The sequence below is a fragment of the Paenibacillus sp. BSR1-1 genome (assembly GCF_030403775.1).
In the GTDB taxonomy this organism is placed as follows: Bacteria; Bacillota; Bacilli; order Bacillales; family Cytobacillaceae; genus Neobacillus.
On record NZ_JAQMWQ010000011.1, the window covers coordinates 1 to 22734 of the forward strand.

Genomic DNA, 22734 nt, shown 5'->3' on the forward strand with positions numbered 1-22734 from the left:
AGGCATTTAAAGACCCCCTTTCACGATATTTTGCTTGTTACTAGTGTAATAATTAAGCATTTTCGTGTCCAACGGATTAAGGGGTCCTAAAAGGGTTTATTGTATTTATCGGTCGCTTTATCCTTTTTATCAGCCGGTTTTCCGTTTTTATCGGCCACTTCAAAAAAAAAGCCCCCCTTTATTTAAAAAGGGAGCCTCTAAACCTTATTACATCTTTTCCGGAGCCGAAACCCCGATCAACGCCAATGCATTTTTTAACGTAATATTTACGGCCTTCACAAGCGCGAGGCGCGCCTTACTGCGTTCCGGCTGCTCAAAATCCAGTACCTTGTCAGCATTATAAAAGCTGTGGAAGGCGGAAGCTAATTCAAAAATATAGTTCGTGATGCGGTGCGGCACACGCTTCAAAGCGGCTTCCCCTACTGCAGCGGGGAACTCGCCCAGCTTTTTCAACAGATCGATTTCCTTTTCAGACCCCACCAATGAAAAGTCCGCACTAGTATCTACTTTAATGCCCTGCTCTTCACCGGCACGCAGAATGCTGCAAATCCGCGCGTGGGCATATTGCGCATAATAAACCGGATTTTCGTTCGATTGCGATACCGCCAAATCTAAATCAAAATCTAAATGCGTATCCGAGCTGCGCATCGCAAAGAAGTAACGCGTCGCATCGAGGCCGACCTCATCAACCAAATCGCGCATTGTGACGGCTTTTCCTGTCCGTTTGCTCATCTTCATCTTCTCGCCATTTTTATACAAGTGAACAAGTTGAATGATCTCTACCTCTAACGCCTCGCGGTCATACCCAAGTGCCTGAATTGCCGCTTTCATCCGAGGAATATAGCCATGGTGGTCCGCACCCCAAATGTTAATCAATTTTTCAAAGCCGCGCTCCAGCTTGTCCTTGTGATATGCAATATCCGGTGTCAAGTACGTATAAGAACCATCCTGCTTAATCAACACGCGGTCTTTATCATCGCCTAAGTCTGTCGAACGCAGCCAGGTTGCGCCGTCCTGCTCATAGATATAGCCGCTCGCCCGCAATGCCTCGAGCGCATGGTCGATTTTGCCGTTTTTATAAAGTGAGGTTTCTGAGTACCACACATCAAAACCAACGCGGAAGTCCTCTAAATCACGCTTCAACTTCGCCATTTCATACTTCAGGCCATACTCGCGGAAAAACTCAAAACGCTCCTCATCAGGAACGCCAACATATTTGTCGCCGAATTCCTCAGCCAAACGCTTGCCAATGCCGATAATGTCGGCCCCATGATAACCGTCTTCCGGCATTTCTTTATCCATTCCAAGCGCCTGGAAATAACGCGCCTCCACCGATAATGCCAGATTGTTGATCTGGTTGCCGGCATCATTAATATAATATTCGCGGGAAACATCATAGCCGGCCATGTCCAAAATATTGCACAGCGAATCGCCAACCGCCGCACCGCGGGCATGTCCTAGGTGCAGGTCACCAGTCGGATTTGCAGAAACAAACTCGACCTGGATTTTTTGATTTCCGCCAACCGTTGTTTCGCCGTACTTATCACCAGCTTCGAGTACCGTTGGAATCAAGTCTGTTAAATAAGCATTATTCATATAAAAATTAATAAAGCCCGGGCCCGCCAATTCAATTTTTTCAATCGAAGCCTTTGAGCGGTCGAAATTTTCAATTAAGCTTTCCGCAATCATTCGCGGTGCCTTTTTTGCAACCCTTGCAAGCTGCATCGCCATATTTGTCGAGTAATCCCCGTGCGTCTTCTCTTTCGGAGTTTCCAGAATCACATCGGGAATCTGTTCCTCAGCTGCAAGCCCTGCCTTCAGCACCGCTGCGCGTATCTCTTCCTTAAGCTTACTTTGTACCTGTTCAACTATATTCATTTCCGCTCCTCCTGAAATGTTATTTCTAAATGATATGTACCGGCATGCTCGCCATGCATTGCAAAATCGTAAAGGATGTCTATCCGTTCCTCGGTGTGCTCAATCCGTTTCGCCAGCGTCAACGTTTCAAACGTGCCAAACGGCATTTCATAGCTGCCCCTTAGTGTTCGATTTAGCTCAAATGGAAGCCGCATCTTCACCGCACCGCCCCGCAATATCAGTGCCTCATTGCCAGACACCTTGACAATTGTCCTTACCGTGCCTTCTTCCTGCACTTCCTCATACTTTAAAAAGGTTGCCTCTCCTTTTTTAAAGTATTGGCCAAAAACTTGGAGCTCAAAGCTCTCCTTCCGGTCAATCGTCGTTTTCACCTTAATCTTCATAGGAATTTCTGCGTTATCCAACCAATTACACTCCTTTTTGTAAAGGCTATTTTCGCATAAATGTTGTTTTTCGTATAGGTTTATCAACCCGTATAACAAGAAGCGTCGTGGCATCTTTTCGAAAGAACTTTTGCGAAAATTGCCCTGGAACTTTGTAAATGAACCTTATTAAGTTCCAAAAGTAACAAAGTTTACGAAAAGAGCCTTTATAAAAGGAACTTTGTAAAGCTCTTTTTCATTATTCTAGTCTACATCATTGACCGCGCACTTTTTCCGCATACTAACCTATTATAAACATTGAAACTATACAAATCAAAAGATGCCCGCCCCTATGGGACAGGCACCACTAAACTATTATTTCAATAGAAAAAAATCATTTCACCCAGCCAAGGATCATTTCGCGGATTAGTTTGCTCGCAGTATTGGCAGTTTGCTCGGACGGGTCGTAAATTGGCGCAACCTCTACAAGGTCACCTCCGACAACCTTGACTTCTGATCGAGCAATCTCATGAATGGAAGCGAGCAGTTCTTTTGAAGTGATGCCCCCGCAATCGACCGTACCTGTTCCAGGCGCATGCGCTGGATCTAGGACATCGATATCAATCGTCACATAAACCGGACGTCCGGCAAGAGTCGGCAGGATTTCTTTTAGCGGCTCCAACACTTCAAATTTGGAAATATGCATGCCATTTTCCTTCGCCCACTCAAACTCTTCCTTCATTCCGGAGCGAATTCCGAATGAATAAACATTTTGCGGCCCGATATGTTCCGCAATCTTGCGAATCGGCGTCGAATGTGACAATGGCTCGCCTTCATAATGCTCACGCAAATCGGTATGCGCATCAAAATGAATAATGGCTAAATCTGGGTATTTCTTATAAACAGCTTTCATAACAGGCCAAGATACTAAATGTTCTCCGCCCATGCCAAGCGGGAACTTACCCGCAGCCAAAAGCTGATCCACATATTCTTCAATCATATCAATGCTTCGCTGTGGATTTCCAAATGGAAGCGGAATATCACCGGCATCGAAATATTTAACCTCTTCAAGCTCGCGGTCAAGATAGGCACTGTACTCCTCTAAACCAATTGACACCTCGCGGATACGTGCCGGGCCAAAACGTGAACCCGGACGGTAGCTCACCGTCCAATCCATCGGCATCCCGTACAATACAACCTGGCTCTCCTCATAACTTGGATGGCTTTTAATAAACACATTGCCTGAATAAGCCTCGTCAAAACGCATTAATAAATTCCTCACTTTTTATATAATTTACTTCACTAAATCCCCAACAAACTTAGGCAGCACGAACGCGGCTTTGTGAAGTTCTTTTGTATAGTATTTCGTTTCGATTTCGTGGAAACGGTCCTCGCTCACTTCTAATGGATCGTATTTCTTCGAACCAATGGTAAATGCCCACAAACCGCTTGGGTATGTTGGGATATTGGCAACATACAAACGTGTGATTGGGAAGATTTCGCGAACGTCGCGCTGCACGTTGCGGATTAAATCGGCTTTGAACCATGGATTGTCCGACTGTGCCACGAAAATACCGTCTTCTTTTAATGCTTTAGAAATTCCAGCGTAGAAGCCTTTTGTAAATAGATTAACCGCTGGCCCTACCGGCTCTGTTGAGTCAACCATAATAACGTCATACTCGTTTTCGCTTTTAGCGATATGCATAAAGCCATCGTCCACACGCACGTCCACACGCGGATCCTCTAACATGCCAGCAATTTCTGGAAGAAACTTCTTAGAATACTCAATCACTTTTCCATCAATATCAACAAGCGTCGCTTTCTTCACGCTTGGGTGCTTTAAGACCTCACGGATTACGCCGCCGTCACCGCCGCCGACAACTAAAACGTTCTCAGGGTTTGGATGCGTGAACAGAGGAATATGCGCCACCATTTCATGGTAAACGAATTCATCCTTCACAGACGTCATGACCATGTCATCGAGCAAAAGCATGTTGCCCCATTCTTCTGTTTCAATCATATCTAACTTTTGGAATTCTGTTTGCTCTGTATGTAAGGTTTTATTAACTTTCATGGTGATTCCGAAGTTTTCAGTTTGCTTCTCTGTGAACCAAATGGCCATCTTCATCTTCCTCCATTCATTTTCATACAATTGCCTTTAATTTTTATACTACCCAACCTATTGAAATACAACCAGAAAAAAAAGTCTAGCAATTTTAAAGAAAATTTTTCATTTTTCGGTAGAAAGTGTTTAAAAAGACTCTCTTTTTTCAATACTATTACTATCTAATTTTTCAAAAAATGGAAAGGGAGTGAACGAAATGGAAATCATGACTAATCACGGGTTTCGAAAAACAATTAAATATTTGCGTGCTCTCATCTTCATCAGTTTGATCGGCATGATTTGTATGCTCATTCTCTTCCTCGGCATCCTTGGCTATGCCAAAATCTTGGGAGCTCCGCCGCTGGCTGTTCCGCAATCGACGTTATTTTTCGCCGATAATGGCACGCTAATCGGCGAGAGTAACAGCGGTCAAAAGCGCTACTGGGTTGGCATGAAGGATATTTCACCAGACCTCGTGAATGCGACTGTATCGATTGAGGATAAAAATTTTTACGAGCATCATGGGTTTGATATTAAACGGATTGCTGGTGCCGTGGTTGCTGATGTTCAAGCGTTTGCCAAGGTGCAGGGTGCAAGCACGATCACTCAGCAATATGCCCGCAACCTTTTTCTTGAGCACGACAAAACGTGGAAGCGGAAAATGCTTGAGGCGTTCTATACGATCCGCCTTGAAATGAACTATTCAAAAAAGGATATTCTCGAAGGCTATTTAAATACGATTTATTACGGCAACGGGGCTTATGGTGTCGAAGCGGCCAGCCAATATTATTTTGGCAAAAAGGCAGCCAATTTAACCCTTGCTGAAGCCAGCATGCTCGCTGGCATTCCAAAGGGGCCAGGCTATTACTCACCGCTCGCTTCTATGAAAAATGCAAAAAACCGCCAAGCGATCATTTTAGACAGTATGGTAAAAAATCATTACATCACAAAAAAAGCAGCACAGGAAGCCGCTGCAATGCCGCTTGCCTTAGTGGGCGTGCACAATACGCAAAAAGTGAAGGTGGCGCCTTATTTTCAGGATGCTGTCAAAAATGCATTAAAGAACCAGCTTCATTTAAATGAACGTACGATTGCCCTTGGCGGCTTAAAGGTCTTTACGACACTAAATCTTAAGGATCAGAAAGCAGCCGAAAGTCAGGTCAACAACTATGTGCCCAACACCTCGGAAATTCAGGTCGGCCTTGTGGCGATGGACCCGAAAAACGGCTACGTCAAAGCGATGGTTGGCGGCAGGGATTATGAAAAGAGTCCCTTCAATCGTGCTGTTCAAGCAATCAGACAGCCAGGCTCAACGATTAAGCCGCTGCTCTATTACGCTGCCCTTGAAAATGGCTTTACGCCATCCTCAACGATGAGAAGTGAGTTTACGACCTTCCATTTTGATGATGGAACACCTGATTATACACCGCATAATTTTAACAACAAATACGCGGATGGCGAAATCACGCTAGCACAGGCGCTGGCTGTTTCCGATAATATTTTTGCCGTTAAAACACACTTATTTTTAGGAGAAGGAACTTTAATTGAAACCGCCCGGAAATTTGGCCTTTCCACGAAAATGAACCAGGTGCCATCGCTGGCCTTAGGAACCTCTGGTGTGCGCGTGATTGAAATGGCCAATGCCTATAGCATGTTTGCAAATGGCGGCAAAAAAGTCCAGCCGATCTTAATTACAAGAGTAGAAGATTATAATGGAAATGTTATTTTTGAAAGAGAAAGTCATTCCGAAAAGGTATTAGACCCAGCGAAGGCGTTCGTCATGACGCAAATGATGACAGGCATCTTCGATTCGAAGCTTAATGGCTATGCCAAGGTAACCGGCAGCACCGTTATAAAAGACCTTACCCGTCCTTATGCAGGAAAATCGGGATCAACAGAGACCGACAGCTGGATGATTGGTTTCTCACCGCAGCTTGTTACAGCTGTTTGGGCGGGCTATGATGTCGGCAAGCCGCTCGAGCTTACCGCTGAGAAAACGTACGCGAAAAATATATGGGCAAATTTTATGGAGGAAGCCTTATCAGGCAAGCCTGTAAAAGCCTTTAAGCCGCCGAAGGACGGCGTTATCGGTGTATATGTCGACCCAGAGAATGGCAAGCTGGCAACAGATGATTGTCCTGTCCGCCGCTTCACCTACTTTGTTGAAGGAACAGAACCAAAGGAATATTGTACCGAGCATTTAAAACATGCCGATGAAAGCTCGGCAGCCAAGAAGAAAACGAAGAAAACACCGTGGTACAAGAAGATTATGCCGTGGGATAATTAAATTTTACTAGGATAATGAGAAAAGCTCCGGATCACTCCGGAGCTTTTCCTGTCCTAGTTTTACAGTGCTTACACACTGTTTATAATACTACCCATTTTTCTAAAAAACTACAAGTAAAAATTATCCTATTCTGCCGAAAGACCTTTTTTCAGTTCTTCAGATGAATTATTCCACAATACCTCATTATGGGCGAGGAGAAAGTCCGCTAATACCTTTTTTGATTTTGGATCCATATCTTCTACAATGATATGGCGTTTCAAGGACTTATCCATGCGGTTCACATGCTCAGGCAGAGACTTGTAGCCGCGGCGTATTTCCCGGTCTACTGTCATATAACAAGCGGTCACGCCGGCATAATAGGGCCCCTCTTCATTGCGGTCAATCGTGACCCAGACGAGCCAATATGGCTTGCCGTTTGGCACTTCCTCTTTTTTTGCCAAAAATTTGATTCCTTTTTCAACGGTACTTCGGGCATGCATCGCACCGACATCAATCACTGCCTCTCCAGCCTCGACATCAATAATGACAGGTGAAACATTATCAAGGGTTAACGCGCCCTTCCCAAAGCCTTTATGGCCGTCTAATGGATCTTTTTTTATAATATTAAAGCCTAGTTTTTTCTTATTCTCTTCCATTGAAGCGATTTCCTCCTCTAAAAAAACAATGTATAAAAGAAATGGCTTAATCCGTCTGTTACCCAGGGGATTAGGTTATTCATAATAGGCTGAATCGTATAGCGGCCAAGCGGGGTAATCACTAGTATTAGAAAAATCAGTGAGCCGTACTGTTCATATTGCGTCATTTTAGCCCGGACATCATTAGGCGCTAAGTCTTCAATGATTCGGTAGCCGTCAAGCGGCGGGAACGGAAGCAGGTTAAAGACAAACAGGACAATATTCAGGTTGATAAAAATATTGATGAAATTATTAATGACTTCCGATGTCGAAATGCCAAAGCGGCTTAACCCGTAACCGACGATAAAGCCAATCACCGCCAAAATCAAATTGCTAAGCGGGCCGGCCGCCGAGACGAGTATGCTTGCCAGACGCGGCTTTTTAAAGAAAAAACGATTCACCGGTACAGGACGGGCCCAGCCAAAGCCGGCAATAAAAATGAGAAGGGTTCCGATTGGATCCAGATGCTTGAGCGGATTCAACGTGAGGCGCCCTTGGTTTTTCGCCGTTTGATCCCCGAATTTATAGGCCACAAATGCATGAGCAAATTCATGGACCGTAAAGGCCACCGCCAGGGTAATCACTACATAGGGAATCATACTTAGCGGATATCTAAGAAATCCTTCTAATCCTTCCATCCTGCCTCTCCTCCTTTTGATGCCGTTTCTCTGTCTATTTCCTTTAAGTATACATGAAACCGCTTGGAAAAAGAAAACCAAAAGTAACCACTGTTATTGCACTTTTTCAATATTTGTGGAACACTACTATAAGTTATGATGAAAAGGAGGTAACGTAATGCCATATGTTACAGTAAAAATGCTCGAAGGCCGTACTGAAGACCAAAAGCGGGCGCTTGTCGAAAAGGTAACCGTCGCTGTCAGCGAAACAACCGGCGCACCAAAAGAAAACATCACCGTCTTCATCGAAGAAATGAGCAAAAACCACTACGCAACCGGCGGCGTCCGCTTCAGCGACAAATAAATTGTTGTTGGTGTCAACTTTGGTATGAACTTTGGTGTTACAACTTTGGTGTCAGGCACCATCCGCGGACATTTGTCCCCCTGGGACGGACATTAATATCTAAAAGAAAACGCTTGGACGTCAAGTTGGTCCAAGCGTTTTCTTTTATTGTATTTTCCCTTTCAACGCCTCAATATATTGATATGCGTCATCGATTTCTGCTTCGGTGTAGCGCTGGCTGCTTTTTAAGGTGAACACCTTGTTTGCGACTTCTTCCTTTGGAAGATTATCAAAATATAAAACCGTCGAAACCAGCTCAAGGAATCTAGCATTCTGGTCGTTCATATCGATAAGGCACTCTTGCAAAAACGGCATGTCCACTTCATTTAAGCTCAAAAACTCTTTCCCCGTATCGGTCAATGTATACCGATATTGAAAATAGCCGCCTTTTTTCTCCCTTACTTCATTCAGAAAACCCATATTACAAAGCTCTTCGACACGGGTGGTCAATTCCTCTGAATATGGCCCATAAAAATGAAATTGGAACCGCTCCTGAAAAGGGAAATCAACTTTTTTCGCAATATATATCATCTTCTGCAGCTTCTTTCTTCCGACAATTTCACCGGAAACGAGGATCGCCTGCATCAGCTTAGCATGATCTTTTAACAACGTTCGTCAACTCCTACTCCATTTAGGTGTCAGACACCAAAACAGTCTTATATTTCTAAAAGGGCACGAATTTGCTTTTTGATATTCACATCACCTGAGTCATCCTTTAGGAAATCGGCCGGGTAGTAGAGCTTATGGTCAGTTCTTCTCTTCCCGGATATCGCATCCACGATTTCAGACTCTCTGGATAGCTCCTTCAACTCCCCATTCGGCATCAGCAAATGAATCGGAAGCCGTTCTTCCTCTTCACCTGGACGATAAAAATCGTAAGGCAAATCCGAAGACGAATCGACAACTAAGTAATACTCAGGGTCAATCCCTGCTTTTTCAAATAGGCGCGTTAGTTCAGCGAGCTTTTTGTATTCTTTGGCAGGGTCAAACTCCGCAAACTTGAACAGATTGCGGTTAACAAATCGACGGCAAAGGTCGCTTAATATCGGATCTGCTTCCTCCTGCCAAATTTGAAAATAATATAAAATAACAGATTCATCTAATTTTAAATAGTCTTCTAATGTCACTTGCTCATGAAAAATGGAGGTAAAGTGAATCGGCTCATATTTAAATGAATAATTTTCCTCAAACAATTGCTTGGCGCGATGGAGGATTTTTGTTAAGAGTACCTCGGCGCTGCGGGACACTGGATGAAAATAAACCTGCCAGTACATCTGATAGCGGCTCATAATATAATCCTCAACAGCATGCATACCGCTCTTTTTAATGACAACCTGATCTTCGCGCGGCCTCATCACGCGCAAAATCCGTTCCATATCAAATTGGCCATAGCTGACCCCGGTAAAATAAGCATCGCGCTGTAAATAATCCATGCGGTCGGCATCAATCTGGCTCGAAATCAGGCTGACGACCAGTTTTTTATCGGATGTCTTGGCGATGACTTCCGCTACTTTTTCCGGAAAATCCGGTCCTACTCTAACAAGCACCTTATTAACTTCGGTATCCCCTAGAATAATTGCGCGGGTAAAATCCTCGTGATCAAAATCGAACACTTTTTCAAAGGAATGGGAAAACGGACCATGTCCGAGGTCATGAAGAAGGGCAGCACAAAGCGTCAGGAGACGTTCGTCATCGTTCCATTCCGGTCTGCCGGCAAATACATCATCGATGATGCGGCGAACAATTTCATAGACACCGAGAGAATGATTGAACCGGCTGTGCTCTGCACCATGAAACGTCAAAAAGGTCGTTCCCAGCTGTTTAATCCGTCGCAGCCGCTGAAACTCCTTTGTTCCAATCAGATCCCAAATCGCCCGGTCGCGGACATGGACATATCGGTGCACTGGGTCTTTAAATACTTTTTCTTCTGTAAGTTTTTCCGTGGAATATGACATCGATTTCCCCCTTCCTTTTCGAAAAATTACTTTTTTCTATTATATCCCAAAAAACAACAATTTTCCCCAGTATTTTTCGACAGAAAGCGAAAAGAAAAATCACCTTCAAGCGCACTGGTTAAAGGTGATTATTTAATCTTCTTATTTACTTTCTCCATTAATTCCTCTTCCGTTAATGCGGCAACCGGGCGGTTATTAACGAAGGCAAAGGTCTTTTTCCGGCCGGGTCCGCAATAGGACTGGCAGCCAATTTTGATTTCGGCATTCGGATCGATGTCTTTCAAACGAGGGATCAATGTCTTTAAATTCACGGCCTGGCAGTCATCGCAAACACGAAATTCATTGGACATTTGGTACAACCCTTTCTCGGTCAATCTACTTCTATATATTATTTTATCCTTAATGGTTACGTAATTAAACTCCTTAGGTATTTTACATTTTCTTGGCAGTCATTGCAAGGCACAATTCTTTGCAATCAATTAATTAAACTTTTAAAAAAATCTATTATCCTTTTAACCATTTTGGTATAAAGCCTAGAAAACTTGTCCATCCTAAGACTAGAACTTTTTTAAAAATGAGAAAACCTATAAGGAGTTGAAACATATGAAAGTTCGTCAAGATGCATGGACAGATGAGAATGATTTGCTTTTAGCCGAGACTGTCCTCAGGCATGTAAGAGAGGGAAGCACCCAGCTGAACGCTTTTGAAGAAGTAGGCGACAAGCTGAACCGGACTTCGGCAGCCTGCGGCTTCAGATGGAATGCCGTCGTACGCCATACGTATGAAAAAGCCTTGCAATTAGCCAAAAAACAGCGCAAACAAAGATCAAGAGTTTTAGGAAAAGACCAAGGCGGCAAGAAAAAACTGCTTTACAGCCCGCCGGCTACTTCGACAGAAGAGTTTGAGGCAATGCCAATGTCCATTGAAATGCCAGTGGAAACTTCTAGGGAATTGCCGGATATGACTTCTGAAGTGGCAGCTGAAACCTATGTAAAACCAGCGGCAGCACAAACCTACAGACCTCAATCAACAGGGCTCAGCCTGGATTCTGTTATTGATTACTTGCAAAACTTCAATCATTCGAATCTGCAAAATGAAGCATTAAAAAGTGAGAATGAAAGATTGAAGCGAGAATTGTCTGAGCTGCGGAAGCAAAATGAGGAAATGCGTGCAAAAATCGAGGATCTCGAGCAAAATACCGAAACGATTCAAGAAGATTACGAGACCTTAATGAAGATCATGAACCGCGCCAGAAAGCTTGTTTTATTTGAAGAAGAAGAAAGACCCGCTACTAAATTCAAGATGGACCGAAACGGCAATTTAGAGAAAGTAGCTGAGTAATTTTTGGGGAGAAGAGGTTGGATGGCAGCATCCAATTAGAAAAAGCCGTAAACCATCGTTTACGGCTTTTTTACTTGTTCATTTCGCTCTACGACTCTTTGATAGTACCCGGGCAATAGTTCGAGTTCGAATTCATTGAGCTGGCCGGCATAGAGCAAATCGCTGTTTTTCTTTAACTGGTTTAATAGCCGAACCATAACATCCGCGATGGAAAAATTAGTTTGATAAAGCTCCGATAATGAGGCCATGACGTCAGGGACAATCTCCGGAAAGGTGAATTTGGTCGTTTCCGCTTGTTTGGCAATCGCGTAAAACTCTCTAATCAGTTCGGCGCGATTGCTGCCGCTTCCATTGACACAAAGATAAATCTGAACGGCTACACCTTTTTTCAGGCGGCGCTGGGAAATGCCGGCGAATTTTTTCCCGCCTATACTGAGGTCATAACTTCCCGGGCAATAAGATCCGACTATTTCCCTTGCCTCAATCTGCTGGGGGAAATCGGCAAACATTTGTTGAATCAGCTGCCACATTGCCTCATAGCCGCGATTGATATCAATCCCTTTCTCGGCCTCGGGGAAAATCAGCGAGATATTGAGGACGCCCTCATCGAGAACGACGGCAAGCCCGCCGGAATTCCTTACAATAGACTGATAGCCCTGATTATGAAGATATTGAATGCCTTCTTGTAAAAATGGCAGTTTTGTATCTTGAATGCCGAGAACGATGGTATTGTGATGAACCCATGTCCTTGCAGTAGCCGGCGCTTGACCTGCTCCGACCGATGCACAAAGTGTATCATCGGTTCCAAATGACTGTAACGCGTGAAAATGACTGCCTATGACAGACTGGTCAATAACCCGCCACTGTGGCTGCCGCAGTAAACCTTCCATTTTAGTAGCTCCTTGAATGTTTGATAGGGTAATTTTATCAAATAGCTAGCTTCTTGTCCTGTTTTCTTCCAATAAATGTCTAAATAGACAAAGTGGCTTTAAAAATAGACAATGCCCCCTTGAAAATAGACAAAACCCTCAAAAAAATAGAAAAACTACCCAAAAAATAGACAAACCTCAAAAAAGAGCCAGCCCACCCTCGGACTAGCTCCCCCAAAAACCATTTATAACCCCTGCGCCGCCGTAATTAACGCTAACTTATAGACATCTTCTTCATTACAGCCGCGGGACAGGTCGTTAACCGGCTTATTCAAGCCTTGTAAAATCGGGCCCACTGCTTCAAATCCGCCTAAACGCTGGGCAATTTTGTAACCGATGTTTCCAGCTTCAAGGCTAGGGAATATAAACACGTTAGCATCTCCTTGCAGCACAGAACCAGGCGCTTTGCTTTTAGCAACAGATGGAACAAACGCGGCATCAAATTGAAACTCCCCGTCGAGCACAAGCGATGCATCGCGACGTTTTGCCTCAGCAACAGCCTCGACAACCTTTTCCGTTTCAGGAGATTTCGCCGAACCCTTCGTTGAAAATGAAAGCATCGCAATCCGCGGTTCAAGATCAAACATCTCAGCCGTCTTCGCGCTTTCGATTGCAATCTCCGCTAAATCCATGCTATCCGGCGCAATGTTAATGGCGCAATCAGCAAACACATATTTCTCATCGCCGCGCACCATGATGAACACACCAGAAGTTTTCCGCACGCCCTCTTTTGTCTTAATGATTTGCAGCGCCGGGCGGACCGTATCGGCTGTGGAATGGGCCGCACCACTGACCAAACCGTGTGCTTTATTTAAATACACCAGCATCGTGCCAAAATAGTTTTCATCAAGCAAAATTCGTCTAGCATCCTCTTCGGTTGCTTTTCCATTACGGCGCGCAACAAATGCCGCGACAAGCTCATCCATTCCCGCATAGTTGGCAGGGTCATAGATTTCCGCTGCCTCCAAGGAAACACCAAGCTCGCTTGCCTTTGCCTGCACCTGTTCAATGTTGCCAACCAAAATCGGTGTCAGCAGCTTTTCCTCCGCCAAACGGCCTGCCGCACGAACAACCCGTTCATCCAAGCCTTCTGGAAAAACAATTTTTACATCACGTCCGGAAATTTTTTGCTTTAATCCTTCAAATAAATCACTCACAAAACAAACCTCCCTAAAAAAACTACCTACCAAGCATACTTTACCTGGCATAAATTTCAATGATTTTACTCACAGAGAACGGTTTCACTTAAAATATTTTTGTTTTCAAAAAATTGCACTCTATCCTTTACTATTTACTATTTTTTATAAAAGTATCCTTCAAGGTTTTATTAAAGCGTCTGTTGGTCAAACTATGTTATAGTTATTTAGAATGATTATTTAGGAGTGATTGTAATGAGTGAAGCAGCACAAACGCTTGATGGCTGGTATTGCCTGCATGATTTTCGTACAGTAGACTGGACGACTTGGAAGATGCTTTCAAGCGATGAGCGCCAGTCCGCTATCCACGAGTTTTTAAGTCTAGTTGAAAAATGGAATACTACCCAGGAACGTAAAGAAGGCAGCCATGCCCTATATACAATCGTTGGCCAAAAAGCTGATTTTATGATGATGATCCTTCGTCCAACAATGGAAGAATTAAATGAAATTGAAACCGAATTCAATAAAACAAAATTAGCGGAATTCACAATCCCTGCTCATTCCTATGTATCGGTTGTGGAGCTGAGCAACTATTTGCCTGCCGGTGAAGACCCATACCAAAATCCGCAAATCCTTGCTCGTTTGTATCCAACGCTTCCGAAAACAAAGCATGTTTGTTTCTATCCAATGGATAAGCGCCGTCAGGGCAATGATAACTGGTACATGCTGCCAATGGAGGAGCGCCGCAATATGATGCGCAGCCATGGCATGATCGGTCGTACATATGCTGGTAAGGTAAAGCAAATCATCACTGGCTCTGTTGGTTTTGACGATTACGAATGGGGCGTAACCCTGTTTGCTGAAGATGTACTTCAGTTTAAAAAGCTTGTTTATGAAATGCGTTTTGATGAAGTCAGCGCGCGCTATGGCGAATTCGGAGCTTTCTTTGTCGGCAATCTGTTAGAGGAAGAACGCGTACCAAAATTCCTTCATGTTTAATCCAAAAAAGCTCCGGCCTCCGCTTGGAGCTTTTTTGTTTTTCCTCCTAATCCTTAAGTCATATCTTAGGACTTTCCCTCATACTAATAAAACAGCGAGTCTTGATAAAAGTCTGCAGGAACCAATTTGGGCTTATGGGAGTATGAATAGAATGTTGAGCCACATTTTTAGGAGGGAAAAAGATGAGTCAATATTACAATCCACAAGGATTTCAGCCTTATAATCCAGCAGGGCAGCCAGGAGCGGCGGGGCAGCCCTTTTACCCTGGTGCACAACAAGCTTTTCCGCCGGCCGGCGCAGGCAGTACGCCAACGCCGCAACAAGCAGCCGCTGCGGCATCCATTTCAGCCGGCATGCTGCCAATTGAACAATCCTACATCGAAAATATTCTACGTTTGAACAAAGGCAAACTTGTCAGTGTTTTTGCTACCTTTGAAGGCAGCACGTCATGGAATTCCAAAGAATTTAGAGGAATCATCGAAGCTGCTGGAAGAGACCATGTTATTTTAAGTGATCCTCAAAAAGGCACACGGTTTCTCATTCCAATGGTCGCCGTGGACTATATTACTTTCTCTGAAGAAATCGAGTACGAATATCCATATGGAGGCGGGCAACAAATGAGTACTTTCCCTCCAAGGTAAATAAAAAAGGCATTCGGACCCCGAGTCCAAATGCCTTTTTTCGTTTATAAATGTTTTACCGCCCCGACGATAATCAAAATCCACGCAGCTAAAAAACAAACGCCGCCAATTGGGGTAATCGCTCCTAAGACGCCCACTTTCGTCAAGCTTAACATGTACAAGCTGCCGCTAAATAAAATGATTCCCGCAAGCATCAACCATCCGGACCAGCTAAACAAAGAGCTGACTGGAACCTTGCCAAGAAGGAAACCAATGATTAACAGGCCTGTGGCATGAAACATTTGATAGGTTACACCCGTTTTCCAAATATCTAAATAATGGGCGTCAAGTCTATCCTTTAATCCATGTGCCCCAAAAGCGCCCAGTGCAACAGCCAAAAAGGCATTGATGGCACCGATTATAATAAAGGTTTTCATTTTCTAAATTTCCTCCCCTGTTAAAAATCAAATAACGAATCTCCATTGGCTTCGTCACCTAATTCTAATTTTTTAGGCTGCTGCAGTGAAACTGGCTGATTTTGAAATACCGGCTGTGCAATAACAGGCTGGACCTGGACCTTAGAGGCTTGATTCCATGACGCTTCCTTTATACCAGGCTTTTCTTCCAGTATCAATTCGCATAATATTTTAATAGAGTAAATCTTTTCCCGCAAGCTTTCTTCCTTCTGAGCTGTTTGCGCCTGCTTTAATTCTGTTTCCATTTTGTCTAATAGTTTTTGGATGGATATATTCACGTTTGACACCTCAAAATTAAGACTCGCTTCTATTCTACCTGAGTATTGACCTTTTTACGAAAAATTAGACTGCGGGCTGCGACAATATTTTCATGTTCCACGTGAAACATGTCATTTTATGTCATTTAAAATACCCGCACCAATAAAGGCACGGGCTTAAGATTATCCTAGTATTCTCTGGTAAATAGACTTCGCTTGCGTCAAATCCTTTGTTCCGTGGATGAGGGCGCGGCCATCTTGAAAAATAACCATCCGCTCCGGACCCATTTCCACTGAAACTAAATAGGGATTGCCTTTAACAGTATATCCAAGTGAACTAAGTTGACCGGCAAGCCGTTCCAGTGAAATCTCTCCTGCTGAGGAAGGGCGGATTTGCACCGTATCGCGGCCGCACAGCACTGTCGTTTTCATCATATTTTCCTGGTCAAGATACGGATAGGTCCGCTCCTCGCCGCAGGATAAGCAGCCTGCAAACTTCGCCTTCGACATTTTCAAACTCGTATATTGGTTTCGCCATAAATCAAAGCTGACAAATGATGTGCGCACTGCCTCCCAATCCTCAGCCAACATTTTTAATGCTTCAGCTGTCTGATGGGCGATGACCATTTGCACCGCAGGAGATATTATTCCGCCGGTATCACAGGTCATTCCCTGAAGCGGGATGCTGCGCAGCAGGCAGTTCAAGCACGGCGTTTTCCCCGGAATAATTGAAAAACTCATTCCAAAGCTGCCGACACAAGCTCCGTAAATCCACGGAACCTTATATTTTTGCGATACATCGTTCATCGCCATCCGTGTTTCAAAATTGTCCGTTGCATCAATCATCACATCCACACCGGTGACGAGTTCTTCGAGCAACTCAGGGTTGGCATCACCGATGATCGCCCGGATTTCCACATCGGAATTAATGGCGCGCAGCCGCTTTTCCGCTGCAGCGGCCTTCGGAAGCTTTTCAGCCACATCTTCTTCCGTGTAGAGCTGCTGGCGCTGGAGATTGCTTGCTTCGACGTAATCACGATCGATGATGGTAATCCGCCCGACTCCGGCTCGGGTCAATACTTCAGCATTCCCTGAACCAAGAGCCCCGGCCCCGATAATAAGGACATGTTTTTCGCCAATTTTTGCTTGCCCGTCTTTGCCGATGCCCGGAAAGAGGACCTGCCGTGAATACCGTTCGTCCAAATTTTTCACCTCTCAATAGAAAACTCGCCGTATGGCGAGCTTTATGTAAGAACTCATGTTTTTTTCCTATTTAAAGATTTATCCGAGTTTTTTTTGTGAATTTTCCATGTTTATTTATGAATCAACTGCTTTTATTTGCGAATCTAAAAATCAACCGCCGCTCACAGGCGGAATAAAAGCAATCTCATCACCGTCACGGATGACCTCGTCATTGGAAGCAAACTCTTCATTAATCGCGGTCATGACAGTATCCATTCGCGGAAGGTCGTACTGAGCCGCCAAATCTGCTTTCAATTCGGCGACCGTTTTCCCACTGGCGTCCACCTTCAAATACTCTTCGCCTACGGCATCCCGTAAATGCGCAAAAAACAACACTTTATTCATTCAAGTCACTCTCCTCCGGCTTGCCGCTCGGGTAGGCAACCGTTTCGAGCTGATTACCCATCCAGGCCTCGCCGTCCTCCCAATGCTCTTTTTTCCAAATTGGGACAATTTCTTTGATACGCTCAATGGCATAGCGGTTCGCTTCATAAGCATCTGCGCGGTGCGGCGTCGATACGGCGATCACGACCGCAACATCAGTAATGTCTAAGCGCCCTACACGGTGGGTAATCGCGACGCGGGAGCCCTCCCAGCGATCTTCAATTTCCGAACCAATCTGCTCGAGCTTCTTAACCGCCATCGCTTCATAGGCTTCATAGATTAAAAATAAAGTTTTCTTGCCATGCGTTAATTCGCGGACGGTGCCAATGAAGGTGGTAATCGCGCCTGCTTCGCGCTGCACCACTTTATCAATCACCGCTTGTATATTAATCGGTTCCTTCGAAATTTCGTACATTTTCATTCTGTCACCTCTTCAGCTAAAAGCTTCGGTTCCGCATTTTCAACCACTTGATAGCCCCCAATTTTTTCAACCTGCTCTTTAAACCTGGCGGACTGAATCATCGCTATCAGCAGACGGCCGCTTTCGCTTTCATAAAAACTTCTAGTCATCAGTAAGTCATACTCTTCATCAGCAACTGGGACAAACTCCAAGTCCATGGCCTTCGCAGCCGGGTAAATTCCTAGTCCTGCACCATGAGTATCACCTTTAACCTCTGCCGCAACCGCTAAATGGGAGAACATTTCCCGATCATAGCTGTTAATATCCTCTTCTGAAAGATCCGCCTCCTCGAGCAGCAAATCAAACAGGATGCGCGTGCCCGCTCCTTTTTGGCGGTTTACGAAGTTCGCGTTCGTCCGGACTAAATCCGCAGCCACTTCTATTTCAAGCGGATTGCCCTTTGGTAAAATCCAGCCTTGCTTTCTTTTTAAAAATGGATAAAGAACAATGTCGAGACCAGCTGCTATTTTTCGTACATATGAAATATTATATTGCTTTGTGCTCGGGTCAAGCAAATGAATGCCCGCTACATGGGCCTCACCTTTTCGTATCGCCATGATTCCCGCCATGCTGCCGACATGCGAGGAGACAATTTTCATATCATTGCGTACTCGCTTCAGTTCCGACGATAGCAAATCAATCGTCATATCATGGCTGCCGCTGAATACAATAGCCTTCTCAATTTCTTCAAGCGGACACAGAAGTTCGACCTCTGCCGTATCCCCCTGCTCATAGCCAATCATATTCGGCGGAACGATTAACAGGCCATCTGCCCTGACATAGGACATCGTTACGCCTGCCGCTCTGGTCAGCGGGTTGGCGACAAATTGTCCATTCACATAGCCGATATTCATTCGCACAAAGTCTTCAGCACCCATGGACGAGACTATACGGCGGCCCAGTTTGACCGTCAACTTTTGTCTCTCAGGTACAGGAATCCCTAAATACTTGCACACGAGCGGCCTCACAAACCACTCCAAGGCCAGGTAAGCTGAAACTGGATATCCCGGAACACCGACAACCATTTTTTCGTTAATTTTTCCTAAAATAACCGGCTTACCAGGCCGTGCGGCGACCCCATGGGTAAAAACTTCGCCGATTTCGGCGATGATGTGGACCGTATAATCCTTGGAGCCGGCCGAGGAACCGGCATTAATCACAATAATATCGGAAGTTTCAGCCGCTTCCAGTAAAGCCTCTTTAATTCGATCAGGCTCGTCCTTTACGATTGCACGCAGCTTTGGCTCACCGCCCCATTCTTTCACAAAACTAGCAAACACTGTGCCATTGAATTCAATAATGTTTCCTGAAGCAAGCTCTGAAGCAGCATCCACCAGCTCATTTCCCGTTGGAATAATCGTCACAACCGGCTTTTTCACAACGGGGATCACCGTCTGCTGCCCTGCCAGCAACACACCCAGATCAGCAGGCCTTAACACATGCCCTTGTGGAAACAGCATTTCCTCTTGAACGATATCCTCACCAATTGGGCGGATATGCTGCCACGGGGTAGCCGGTTCGATAATTTCAATCGTATCTTCATCGATCACCTGAACATGCTCAATCATAATGACGGCATTGAATGGGGAAGGAATAGCATTTCCGGTATCCACATAGCAAAATTGCCCTCCGCGCTTAAGATGAAGTGGATTTTGCTCGTGAGCGTTATATGTAGTTTCAGCGATAACAGCAACACCGTCCATCGCGGAGGCATGGTAGTGCGGCATTGACACCCGTGCAAAAATCGGTTCAGCAGTAATGCGGCCTAAAGCGTCTGCAGCAGAGAGGTATTCCTTTTCAGGGTTCAGCCTGGAAGCAGCCAAGATTTCGTCGCGTGCCTCCAAACGGGGTTTGTCTTCTAAATAAATTTTTCGTTTGTACATTTACATTTCCCCCTATCGTGATGCGATCACAGGAACAGATTCACCCTGTGAAATACCTTCTTTTTCTGAACTAATCTCGACAATGCCGTCACTTTTTACAAGCGTCGTAATCAGACCGGATTTGCCGATAATCGGCTCGGCCCACCATTCTCCAGCATTTTCAAACAAGCGGACGCGAATATAATCTGACCGCCCCATGGAAGATGGAATATTTTTTGTGATTTTCGCAAAAATACGCTCAGGCTTCCGCTCCAGCTGCTCTCCTGAAAGCCGGCGAAGAATTCGTTCGCCAAACAAGCGGAAAATAATCATGGCCGAGGCCGGATGCCCCGGCAGACCTATAACCGGCTTTCCGTCTGCCATTGCTAGAATCGTAGGTTTACCCGGCTTGATCGAAATACCATGAACAAACACACCCGGTTCCCCTAAAGATTGAATCACATCTGTCGTATAGTCCTTCGCCCCGACCGAGCTGCCGCCGGAGAGAATTAAGCAATCCGTTTGCTCATAAAGCTCACGTGCCCGGGCCTGAAATTCCGCGAAATCGTCTTTGACAATCCCGCCGTATATGACATCAACATTCCATTCACTTGCTAAACCGGCAATCGTTAAATAGTTAATGTCGCGGATTTGCCCAGCTAGCAGTTTCTCAGTATGATAGGGAACAATTTCATCCCCTGACGAGAGGTAGCCGACCGTCAATTTTCGGTAAACGGTGACATGGGTAATGCCTAAAGACGCAAGCGCCCCTAATTCCTGCGGGCGAAGCTTCACGCCTTTTTCAAGCAGGACTTCGCCTTCACGGATATCTTCGCCGGCACGGATGATATTTTCTCCAGGTGCGACTTGCTTGTATGTATTTAAAAGACCATCTAAGTCTTCACAATGTTCAATCATGATGACGGAATCGCTGCCGGCAGGAAGCATGCCGCCTGTCGGCACGTAAACGGCTTTACCAGAGCTGACTTCATCCGTCGGGACCTCGCCCATTTTCACTTCTCCCGCCAATGTGAGAAAGCCGGGCATCGATTCGGAGGAACCATACGTATCTTTCGCGCGGACGGCATATCCGTCCACAGTTGAACGGTCAAATCCCGGAACATTTTCCTTTGCTGTGACCGGTTCCGCTAAAATATAATGGAGGGCGCGGTCAAGCTCCCTAACCTCTGCTGCTTCGGTCGCTGGTATTTTTTCCTCGATTAAGGCAAATGTCTCTTCAACTGTTTTTACTTTGAAAAATTGCATGGTTCCCATAGTCCCCCTTAATGTTCTGTTTCAGCCCACTTTTTGGCGTCTTCGTATTCCTCAGGATGATTCATATTAAAAAAAACGCGCTCAATATCGATTTCACTAAAGCCTCTAAGCTCTTTTTCAGTTACAAATAAGACATTTAATTGCTTTAGCAGGTCTTTCATACGGAGATTTCCTGCTTCAATCGATTGTGCAGCTTTCTCGGCAGCTATTTTTTTAAAAACAGCAAATAACGGATGCTGCTTTCCGTTGATGACAGGAACAACCGCATCAAATTCACCGCACAGACTGACGAGCCCCGCTGCAAGCCCTGCCGATACAAACGGCATATCGCAGGCAACAATAATGTTCACATCATTTTCGCTTTTGATGAGTCCTGCATGCAGGCCGGCGAGCGGTCCCATACTAGGAAAGCGATCCGCTGTCATTTTTATACTCAAAAATTCATATTGTTCTGAATCATTCGTTACTAGAATTATATCATCAAACGTGGAACTAAGCGTATCACAGATTCTCTCAATATTAGTTTTCTCGTTTATTTTTAATAGGGCTTTATTTGTGCCCATCCGGCTCGATTTCCCGCCCGATAAAATAATAGCCGCTGCTTTCATGAAACACCCTCTTTTTTCCGTTCCCCAACTGCGTAATACCCGTTTTCCTGGGCTATAAAATCAAAATGAATGGAATTTAAATCCAGCATGGCTGCAGAGGGCTTTTCAATATATTGTCTTGTATCAATAATTTTAATATAGCCGTTGCACTGTTCGCAAACTTGGATTTGCGATACAGCGTCCCCTTCAATTTGAATGAATTGGATCGTTTTATGGTCTTCATTGCCGCAATGAGAGCATTCCAGTCGTTTCGCGTTCCATCGTGCCTGGCACCGCGAACAATGAATGACTTTTTTCCCCTCATCTTCAAGTGCGGCTAACCTTACGGGCTCACCACAGACAGGGCAGCCTGCACCTGGTACAGCAAGGTCAACCGCAGTTTGTACTTTTTCCGCTATTAACTGCAGGTAAGGGCGAATAGCCGTTTCAGCAAGAAAATGGGGAACCCATTCGTCCAATCCGTTTTCAAGAGCAAATCTAGCAAAATAATCATGATTGCAGGCGAAGGCCTCTTCAATCCAGCGAATTGCGATTTCATTATTTAACAGGCTACTAATGCTCTCAAGCTTTTTTTCTAGTTCAGGATTACTTTTTACAAGGATGGCATTTATTTCCTCTATCCACTGTAAAAATAGGGGAATTTCAAAATTAATAGCCGTTAAGGCTGCAGCAGGCACTCCTGCTGACATGGCTGCTTTGTCCAGATTTGGTTTGACTGTTTCCGGGTCAATCAATTGCTTCCACTTTTCCTGAAGGGCAGCGATTTCCTTTTGCAGACTCTGGTATTCTTTTGAAACAACCGATTTAATCATTGTTTTCGCACCTCTATTTCAAGTTATTTTCAATTCGCCGATATAGAAATCTT

General features: G+C 44.8%; 25 protein-coding genes. 5 read left to right on the forward strand and 20 right to left on the reverse strand.

Annotated elements, in window-relative coordinates; translation table 11 throughout:
• Nucleotides 1–207: 207 nt before the first annotated feature.
• From argS to speE, 4 genes are all read right to left on the reverse strand, one after another.
• A complete protein-coding gene (argS, locus tag PH210_RS16030) occupies nucleotides 208–1878 on the reverse strand; it encodes an arginine--tRNA ligase (protein ID WP_289986892.1) in 1671 nt (556 codons plus the stop codon).
• On the reverse strand, nucleotides 1875–2282 hold the full coding sequence (locus PH210_RS16035; protein WP_289986893.1) for a YwiB family protein: 408 nt from the start codon (nucleotides 2280–2282) through the stop codon (nucleotides 1875–1877). The genes argS and PH210_RS16035 overlap by 4 nt, the downstream gene beginning before the upstream one ends.
• 352 nt (nucleotides 2283–2634) lie before the next feature.
• Nucleotides 2635–3507, reverse strand: coding sequence for an agmatinase (speB, locus tag PH210_RS16040; protein ID WP_289986895.1), 873 nt, complete (start codon nucleotides 3505–3507; stop codon nucleotides 2635–2637).
• Between the two features lie 27 nt (nucleotides 3508–3534).
• Nucleotides 3535–4362, reverse strand: a complete 828-nt coding sequence (gene speE / locus PH210_RS16045; protein WP_289986896.1) for a spermidine synthase — start codon at nucleotides 4360–4362, stop codon at nucleotides 3535–3537.
• Nucleotides 4363–4561: 199 nt separating this feature from the next.
• On the opposite strand from speE, the gene PH210_RS16050 reads away from it, so the two are divergent.
• Nucleotides 4562–6631 carry a transglycosylase domain-containing protein gene (locus tag PH210_RS16050; protein ID WP_289986898.1) on the forward strand — a complete coding sequence of 690 codons (2070 nt, stop codon included), beginning with the start codon at nucleotides 4562–4564 and terminating at the stop codon, nucleotides 6629–6631.
• A gap of 125 nt (nucleotides 6632–6756) precedes the next feature.
• On the opposite strand, the gene PH210_RS16055 is transcribed toward PH210_RS16050, so the two are convergent.
• Both PH210_RS16055 and PH210_RS16060 read right to left on the reverse strand, forming a co-directional pair.
• A complete protein-coding gene (locus PH210_RS16055) occupies nucleotides 6757–7266 on the reverse strand; it encodes a YwhD family protein (RefSeq protein WP_289986899.1) in 510 nt (169 codons plus the stop codon).
• A gap of 17 nt (nucleotides 7267–7283) precedes the next feature.
• The gene (locus tag PH210_RS16060; protein ID WP_289986900.1) at nucleotides 7284–7943 is read right to left on the reverse strand and encodes a site-2 protease family protein; all 660 of its coding nucleotides are present in this window, start codon (nucleotides 7941–7943) and stop codon (nucleotides 7284–7286) included.
• 157 nt (nucleotides 7944–8100) lie between these two features.
• Between PH210_RS16060 and thmT the strand changes: the two genes are divergently transcribed.
• On the forward strand, nucleotides 8101–8286 hold the full coding sequence (gene thmT, locus PH210_RS16065) for a 2-hydroxymuconate tautomerase (RefSeq protein ID WP_223594985.1): 186 nt from the start codon (nucleotides 8101–8103) through the stop codon (nucleotides 8284–8286).
• Between the two features lie 144 nt (nucleotides 8287–8430).
• Here the strand turns inward: thmT and PH210_RS16070 are convergent, their stop codons facing one another.
• The 3 genes from PH210_RS16070 to PH210_RS16080 form a co-directional block, all read right to left on the reverse strand.
• The gene (locus tag PH210_RS16070) at nucleotides 8431–8934 is read right to left on the reverse strand and encodes a YwgA family protein (RefSeq protein WP_289986902.1); all 504 of its coding nucleotides are present in this window, start codon (nucleotides 8932–8934) and stop codon (nucleotides 8431–8433) included.
• Nucleotides 8935–8981: 47 nt separating this feature from the next.
• The gene (locus tag PH210_RS16075; RefSeq protein ID WP_289986903.1) at nucleotides 8982–10280 is read right to left on the reverse strand and encodes an HD domain-containing protein; all 1299 of its coding nucleotides are present in this window, start codon (nucleotides 10278–10280) and stop codon (nucleotides 8982–8984) included.
• Between the two features lie 128 nt (nucleotides 10281–10408).
• A complete protein-coding gene (locus PH210_RS16080) occupies nucleotides 10409–10630 on the reverse strand; it encodes a YuzB family protein (RefSeq protein ID WP_289986904.1) in 222 nt (73 codons plus the stop codon).
• A gap of 253 nt (nucleotides 10631–10883) precedes the next feature.
• Between PH210_RS16080 and PH210_RS16085 the strand changes: the two genes are divergently transcribed.
• Nucleotides 10884–11621: an RsfA family transcriptional regulator gene (locus PH210_RS16085; RefSeq protein ID WP_289986905.1), complete on the forward strand. Its 738-nt coding sequence runs from the start codon at nucleotides 10884–10886 to the stop codon at nucleotides 11619–11621.
• 59 nt (nucleotides 11622–11680) lie between these two features.
• Here PH210_RS16085 and lipL read toward each other — a convergent pair whose 3' ends face one another.
• Nucleotides 11681–12511, reverse strand: a complete 831-nt coding sequence (gene lipL / locus PH210_RS16090) for an octanoyl-[GcvH]:protein N-octanoyltransferase (RefSeq protein ID WP_289986907.1) — start codon at nucleotides 12509–12511, stop codon at nucleotides 11681–11683.
• A gap of 224 nt (nucleotides 12512–12735) precedes the next feature.
• Nucleotides 12736–13707 carry a phosphate acetyltransferase gene (gene pta / locus PH210_RS16095; protein ID WP_289986908.1) on the reverse strand — a complete coding sequence of 324 codons (972 nt, stop codon included), beginning with the start codon at nucleotides 13705–13707 and terminating at the stop codon, nucleotides 12736–12738.
• Between the two features lie 234 nt (nucleotides 13708–13941).
• Here pta and hemQ point away from each other — a divergent pair, with 234 nt between their 5' ends.
• Both hemQ and gerQ read left to right on the forward strand, forming a co-directional pair.
• Entirely contained in the window at nucleotides 13942–14685 is a 744-nt protein-coding gene (gene hemQ, locus PH210_RS16100; RefSeq protein WP_289986909.1) for a hydrogen peroxide-dependent heme synthase, read from the forward strand.
• A gap of 182 nt (nucleotides 14686–14867) precedes the next feature.
• Nucleotides 14868–15326: a spore coat protein GerQ gene (gene gerQ, locus PH210_RS16105; RefSeq protein ID WP_289986911.1), complete on the forward strand. Its 459-nt coding sequence runs from the start codon at nucleotides 14868–14870 to the stop codon at nucleotides 15324–15326.
• A gap of 44 nt (nucleotides 15327–15370) precedes the next feature.
• Here gerQ and PH210_RS16110 read toward each other — a convergent pair whose 3' ends face one another.
• The 9 genes from PH210_RS16110 to PH210_RS16150 form a co-directional block, all read right to left on the reverse strand.
• The gene (locus tag PH210_RS16110; protein ID WP_289986914.1) at nucleotides 15371–15742 is read right to left on the reverse strand and encodes a DUF423 domain-containing protein; all 372 of its coding nucleotides are present in this window, start codon (nucleotides 15740–15742) and stop codon (nucleotides 15371–15373) included.
• Nucleotides 15743–15762: 20 nt separating this feature from the next.
• Nucleotides 15763–16059 (reverse strand): YwdI family protein, encoded by a 297-nt coding sequence (locus tag PH210_RS16115; protein ID WP_289986916.1) that lies wholly within the window; start codon nucleotides 16057–16059, stop codon nucleotides 15763–15765.
• A gap of 162 nt (nucleotides 16060–16221) precedes the next feature.
• Entirely contained in the window at nucleotides 16222–17241 is a 1020-nt protein-coding gene (locus tag PH210_RS16120; RefSeq protein WP_289986917.1) for a thiazole biosynthesis adenylyltransferase ThiF, read from the reverse strand.
• A 150-nt stretch (nucleotides 17242–17391) separates the two neighbouring features.
• Nucleotides 17392–17625 carry a molybdopterin converting factor subunit 1 gene (gene moaD, locus PH210_RS16125; RefSeq protein ID WP_289986919.1) on the reverse strand — a complete coding sequence of 78 codons (234 nt, stop codon included), beginning with the start codon at nucleotides 17623–17625 and terminating at the stop codon, nucleotides 17392–17394.
• Complete coding sequence (locus PH210_RS16130) at nucleotides 17618–18085, reverse strand: molybdenum cofactor biosynthesis protein MoaE (RefSeq protein ID WP_289986920.1); 468 nt, start codon at nucleotides 18083–18085, stop codon at nucleotides 17618–17620. The genes moaD and PH210_RS16130 overlap by 8 nt, the downstream gene beginning before the upstream one ends.
• Entirely contained in the window at nucleotides 18082–20007 is a 1926-nt protein-coding gene (locus PH210_RS16135; RefSeq protein WP_289986921.1) for a molybdopterin biosynthesis protein, read from the reverse strand. Before PH210_RS16135 ends, PH210_RS16130 begins: the two co-directional genes overlap by 4 nt.
• A gap of 12 nt (nucleotides 20008–20019) precedes the next feature.
• Nucleotides 20020–21252 (reverse strand): molybdopterin molybdotransferase MoeA, encoded by a 1233-nt coding sequence (locus PH210_RS16140; RefSeq protein ID WP_289986922.1) that lies wholly within the window; start codon nucleotides 21250–21252, stop codon nucleotides 20020–20022.
• Between the two features lie 17 nt (nucleotides 21253–21269).
• On the reverse strand, nucleotides 21270–21869 hold the full coding sequence (gene mobA, locus PH210_RS16145; RefSeq protein WP_289986923.1) for a molybdenum cofactor guanylyltransferase: 600 nt from the start codon (nucleotides 21867–21869) through the stop codon (nucleotides 21270–21272).
• Nucleotides 21866–22681, reverse strand: a complete 816-nt coding sequence (locus PH210_RS16150; protein WP_289986925.1) for a formate dehydrogenase accessory protein FdhE — start codon at nucleotides 22679–22681, stop codon at nucleotides 21866–21868. The genes mobA and PH210_RS16150 overlap by 4 nt, the downstream gene beginning before the upstream one ends.
• Nucleotides 22682–22734: the final 53 nt, after the last annotated feature.

Excerpts from the sequence above, each read along its gene's own strand:
- thmT (WP_223594985.1), top strand. The coding sequence starts at position 8,101 with ATGCCATATGTTACAGTAAAAATGCTCGAAGGCCGTACTGAAGACCAA.
- mobA (WP_289986923.1), bottom strand. The coding sequence starts at position 21,869 with ATGAAAGCAGCGGCTATTATTTTATCGGGCGGGAAATCGAGCCGGATG.
- PH210_RS16060 (WP_289986900.1), bottom strand. The coding sequence starts at position 7,943 with ATGGAAGGATTAGAAGGATTTCTTAGATATCCGCTAAGTATGATTCCC.
- gerQ (WP_289986911.1), top strand. The coding sequence starts at position 14,868 with ATGAGTCAATATTACAATCCACAAGGATTTCAGCCTTATAATCCAGCA.
- moaD (WP_289986919.1), bottom strand. The coding sequence starts at position 17,625 with ATGAATAAAGTGTTGTTTTTTGCGCATTTACGGGATGCCGTAGGCGAA.
- PH210_RS16140 (WP_289986922.1), bottom strand. The coding sequence starts at position 21,252 with ATGCAATTTTTCAAAGTAAAAACAGTTGAAGAGACATTTGCCTTAATC.
- PH210_RS16150 (WP_289986925.1), bottom strand. The coding sequence starts at position 22,681 with ATGATTAAATCGGTTGTTTCAAAAGAATACCAGAGTCTGCAAAAGGAA.
- PH210_RS16130 (WP_289986920.1), bottom strand. The coding sequence starts at position 18,085 with ATGAAAATGTACGAAATTTCGAAGGAACCGATTAATATACAAGCGGTG.
- lipL (WP_289986907.1), bottom strand. The coding sequence starts at position 12,511 with ATGGAAGGTTTACTGCGGCAGCCACAGTGGCGGGTTATTGACCAGTCT.
- PH210_RS16135 (WP_289986921.1), bottom strand. The coding sequence starts at position 20,007 with ATGTACAAACGAAAAATTTATTTAGAAGACAAACCCCGTTTGGAGGCA.
- PH210_RS16050 (WP_289986898.1), top strand. The coding sequence starts at position 4,562 with ATGGAAATCATGACTAATCACGGGTTTCGAAAAACAATTAAATATTTG.
- argS (WP_289986892.1), bottom strand. The coding sequence starts at position 1,878 with ATGAATATAGTTGAACAGGTACAAAGTAAGCTTAAGGAAGAGATACGC.
- hemQ (WP_289986909.1), top strand. The coding sequence starts at position 13,942 with ATGAGTGAAGCAGCACAAACGCTTGATGGCTGGTATTGCCTGCATGAT.
- PH210_RS16080 (WP_289986904.1), bottom strand. The coding sequence starts at position 10,630 with ATGTCCAATGAATTTCGTGTTTGCGATGACTGCCAGGCCGTGAATTTA.
- speE (WP_289986896.1), bottom strand. The coding sequence starts at position 4,362 with ATGGCCATTTGGTTCACAGAGAAGCAAACTGAAAACTTCGGAATCACC.
- speB (WP_289986895.1), bottom strand. The coding sequence starts at position 3,507 with ATGCGTTTTGACGAGGCTTATTCAGGCAATGTGTTTATTAAAAGCCAT.
- PH210_RS16055 (WP_289986899.1), bottom strand. The coding sequence starts at position 7,266 with ATGGAAGAGAATAAGAAAAAACTAGGCTTTAATATTATAAAAAAAGAT.
- PH210_RS16110 (WP_289986914.1), bottom strand. The coding sequence starts at position 15,742 with ATGAAAACCTTTATTATAATCGGTGCCATCAATGCCTTTTTGGCTGTT.
- PH210_RS16075 (WP_289986903.1), bottom strand. The coding sequence starts at position 10,280 with ATGTCATATTCCACGGAAAAACTTACAGAAGAAAAAGTATTTAAAGAC.
- PH210_RS16085 (WP_289986905.1), top strand. The coding sequence starts at position 10,884 with ATGAAAGTTCGTCAAGATGCATGGACAGATGAGAATGATTTGCTTTTA.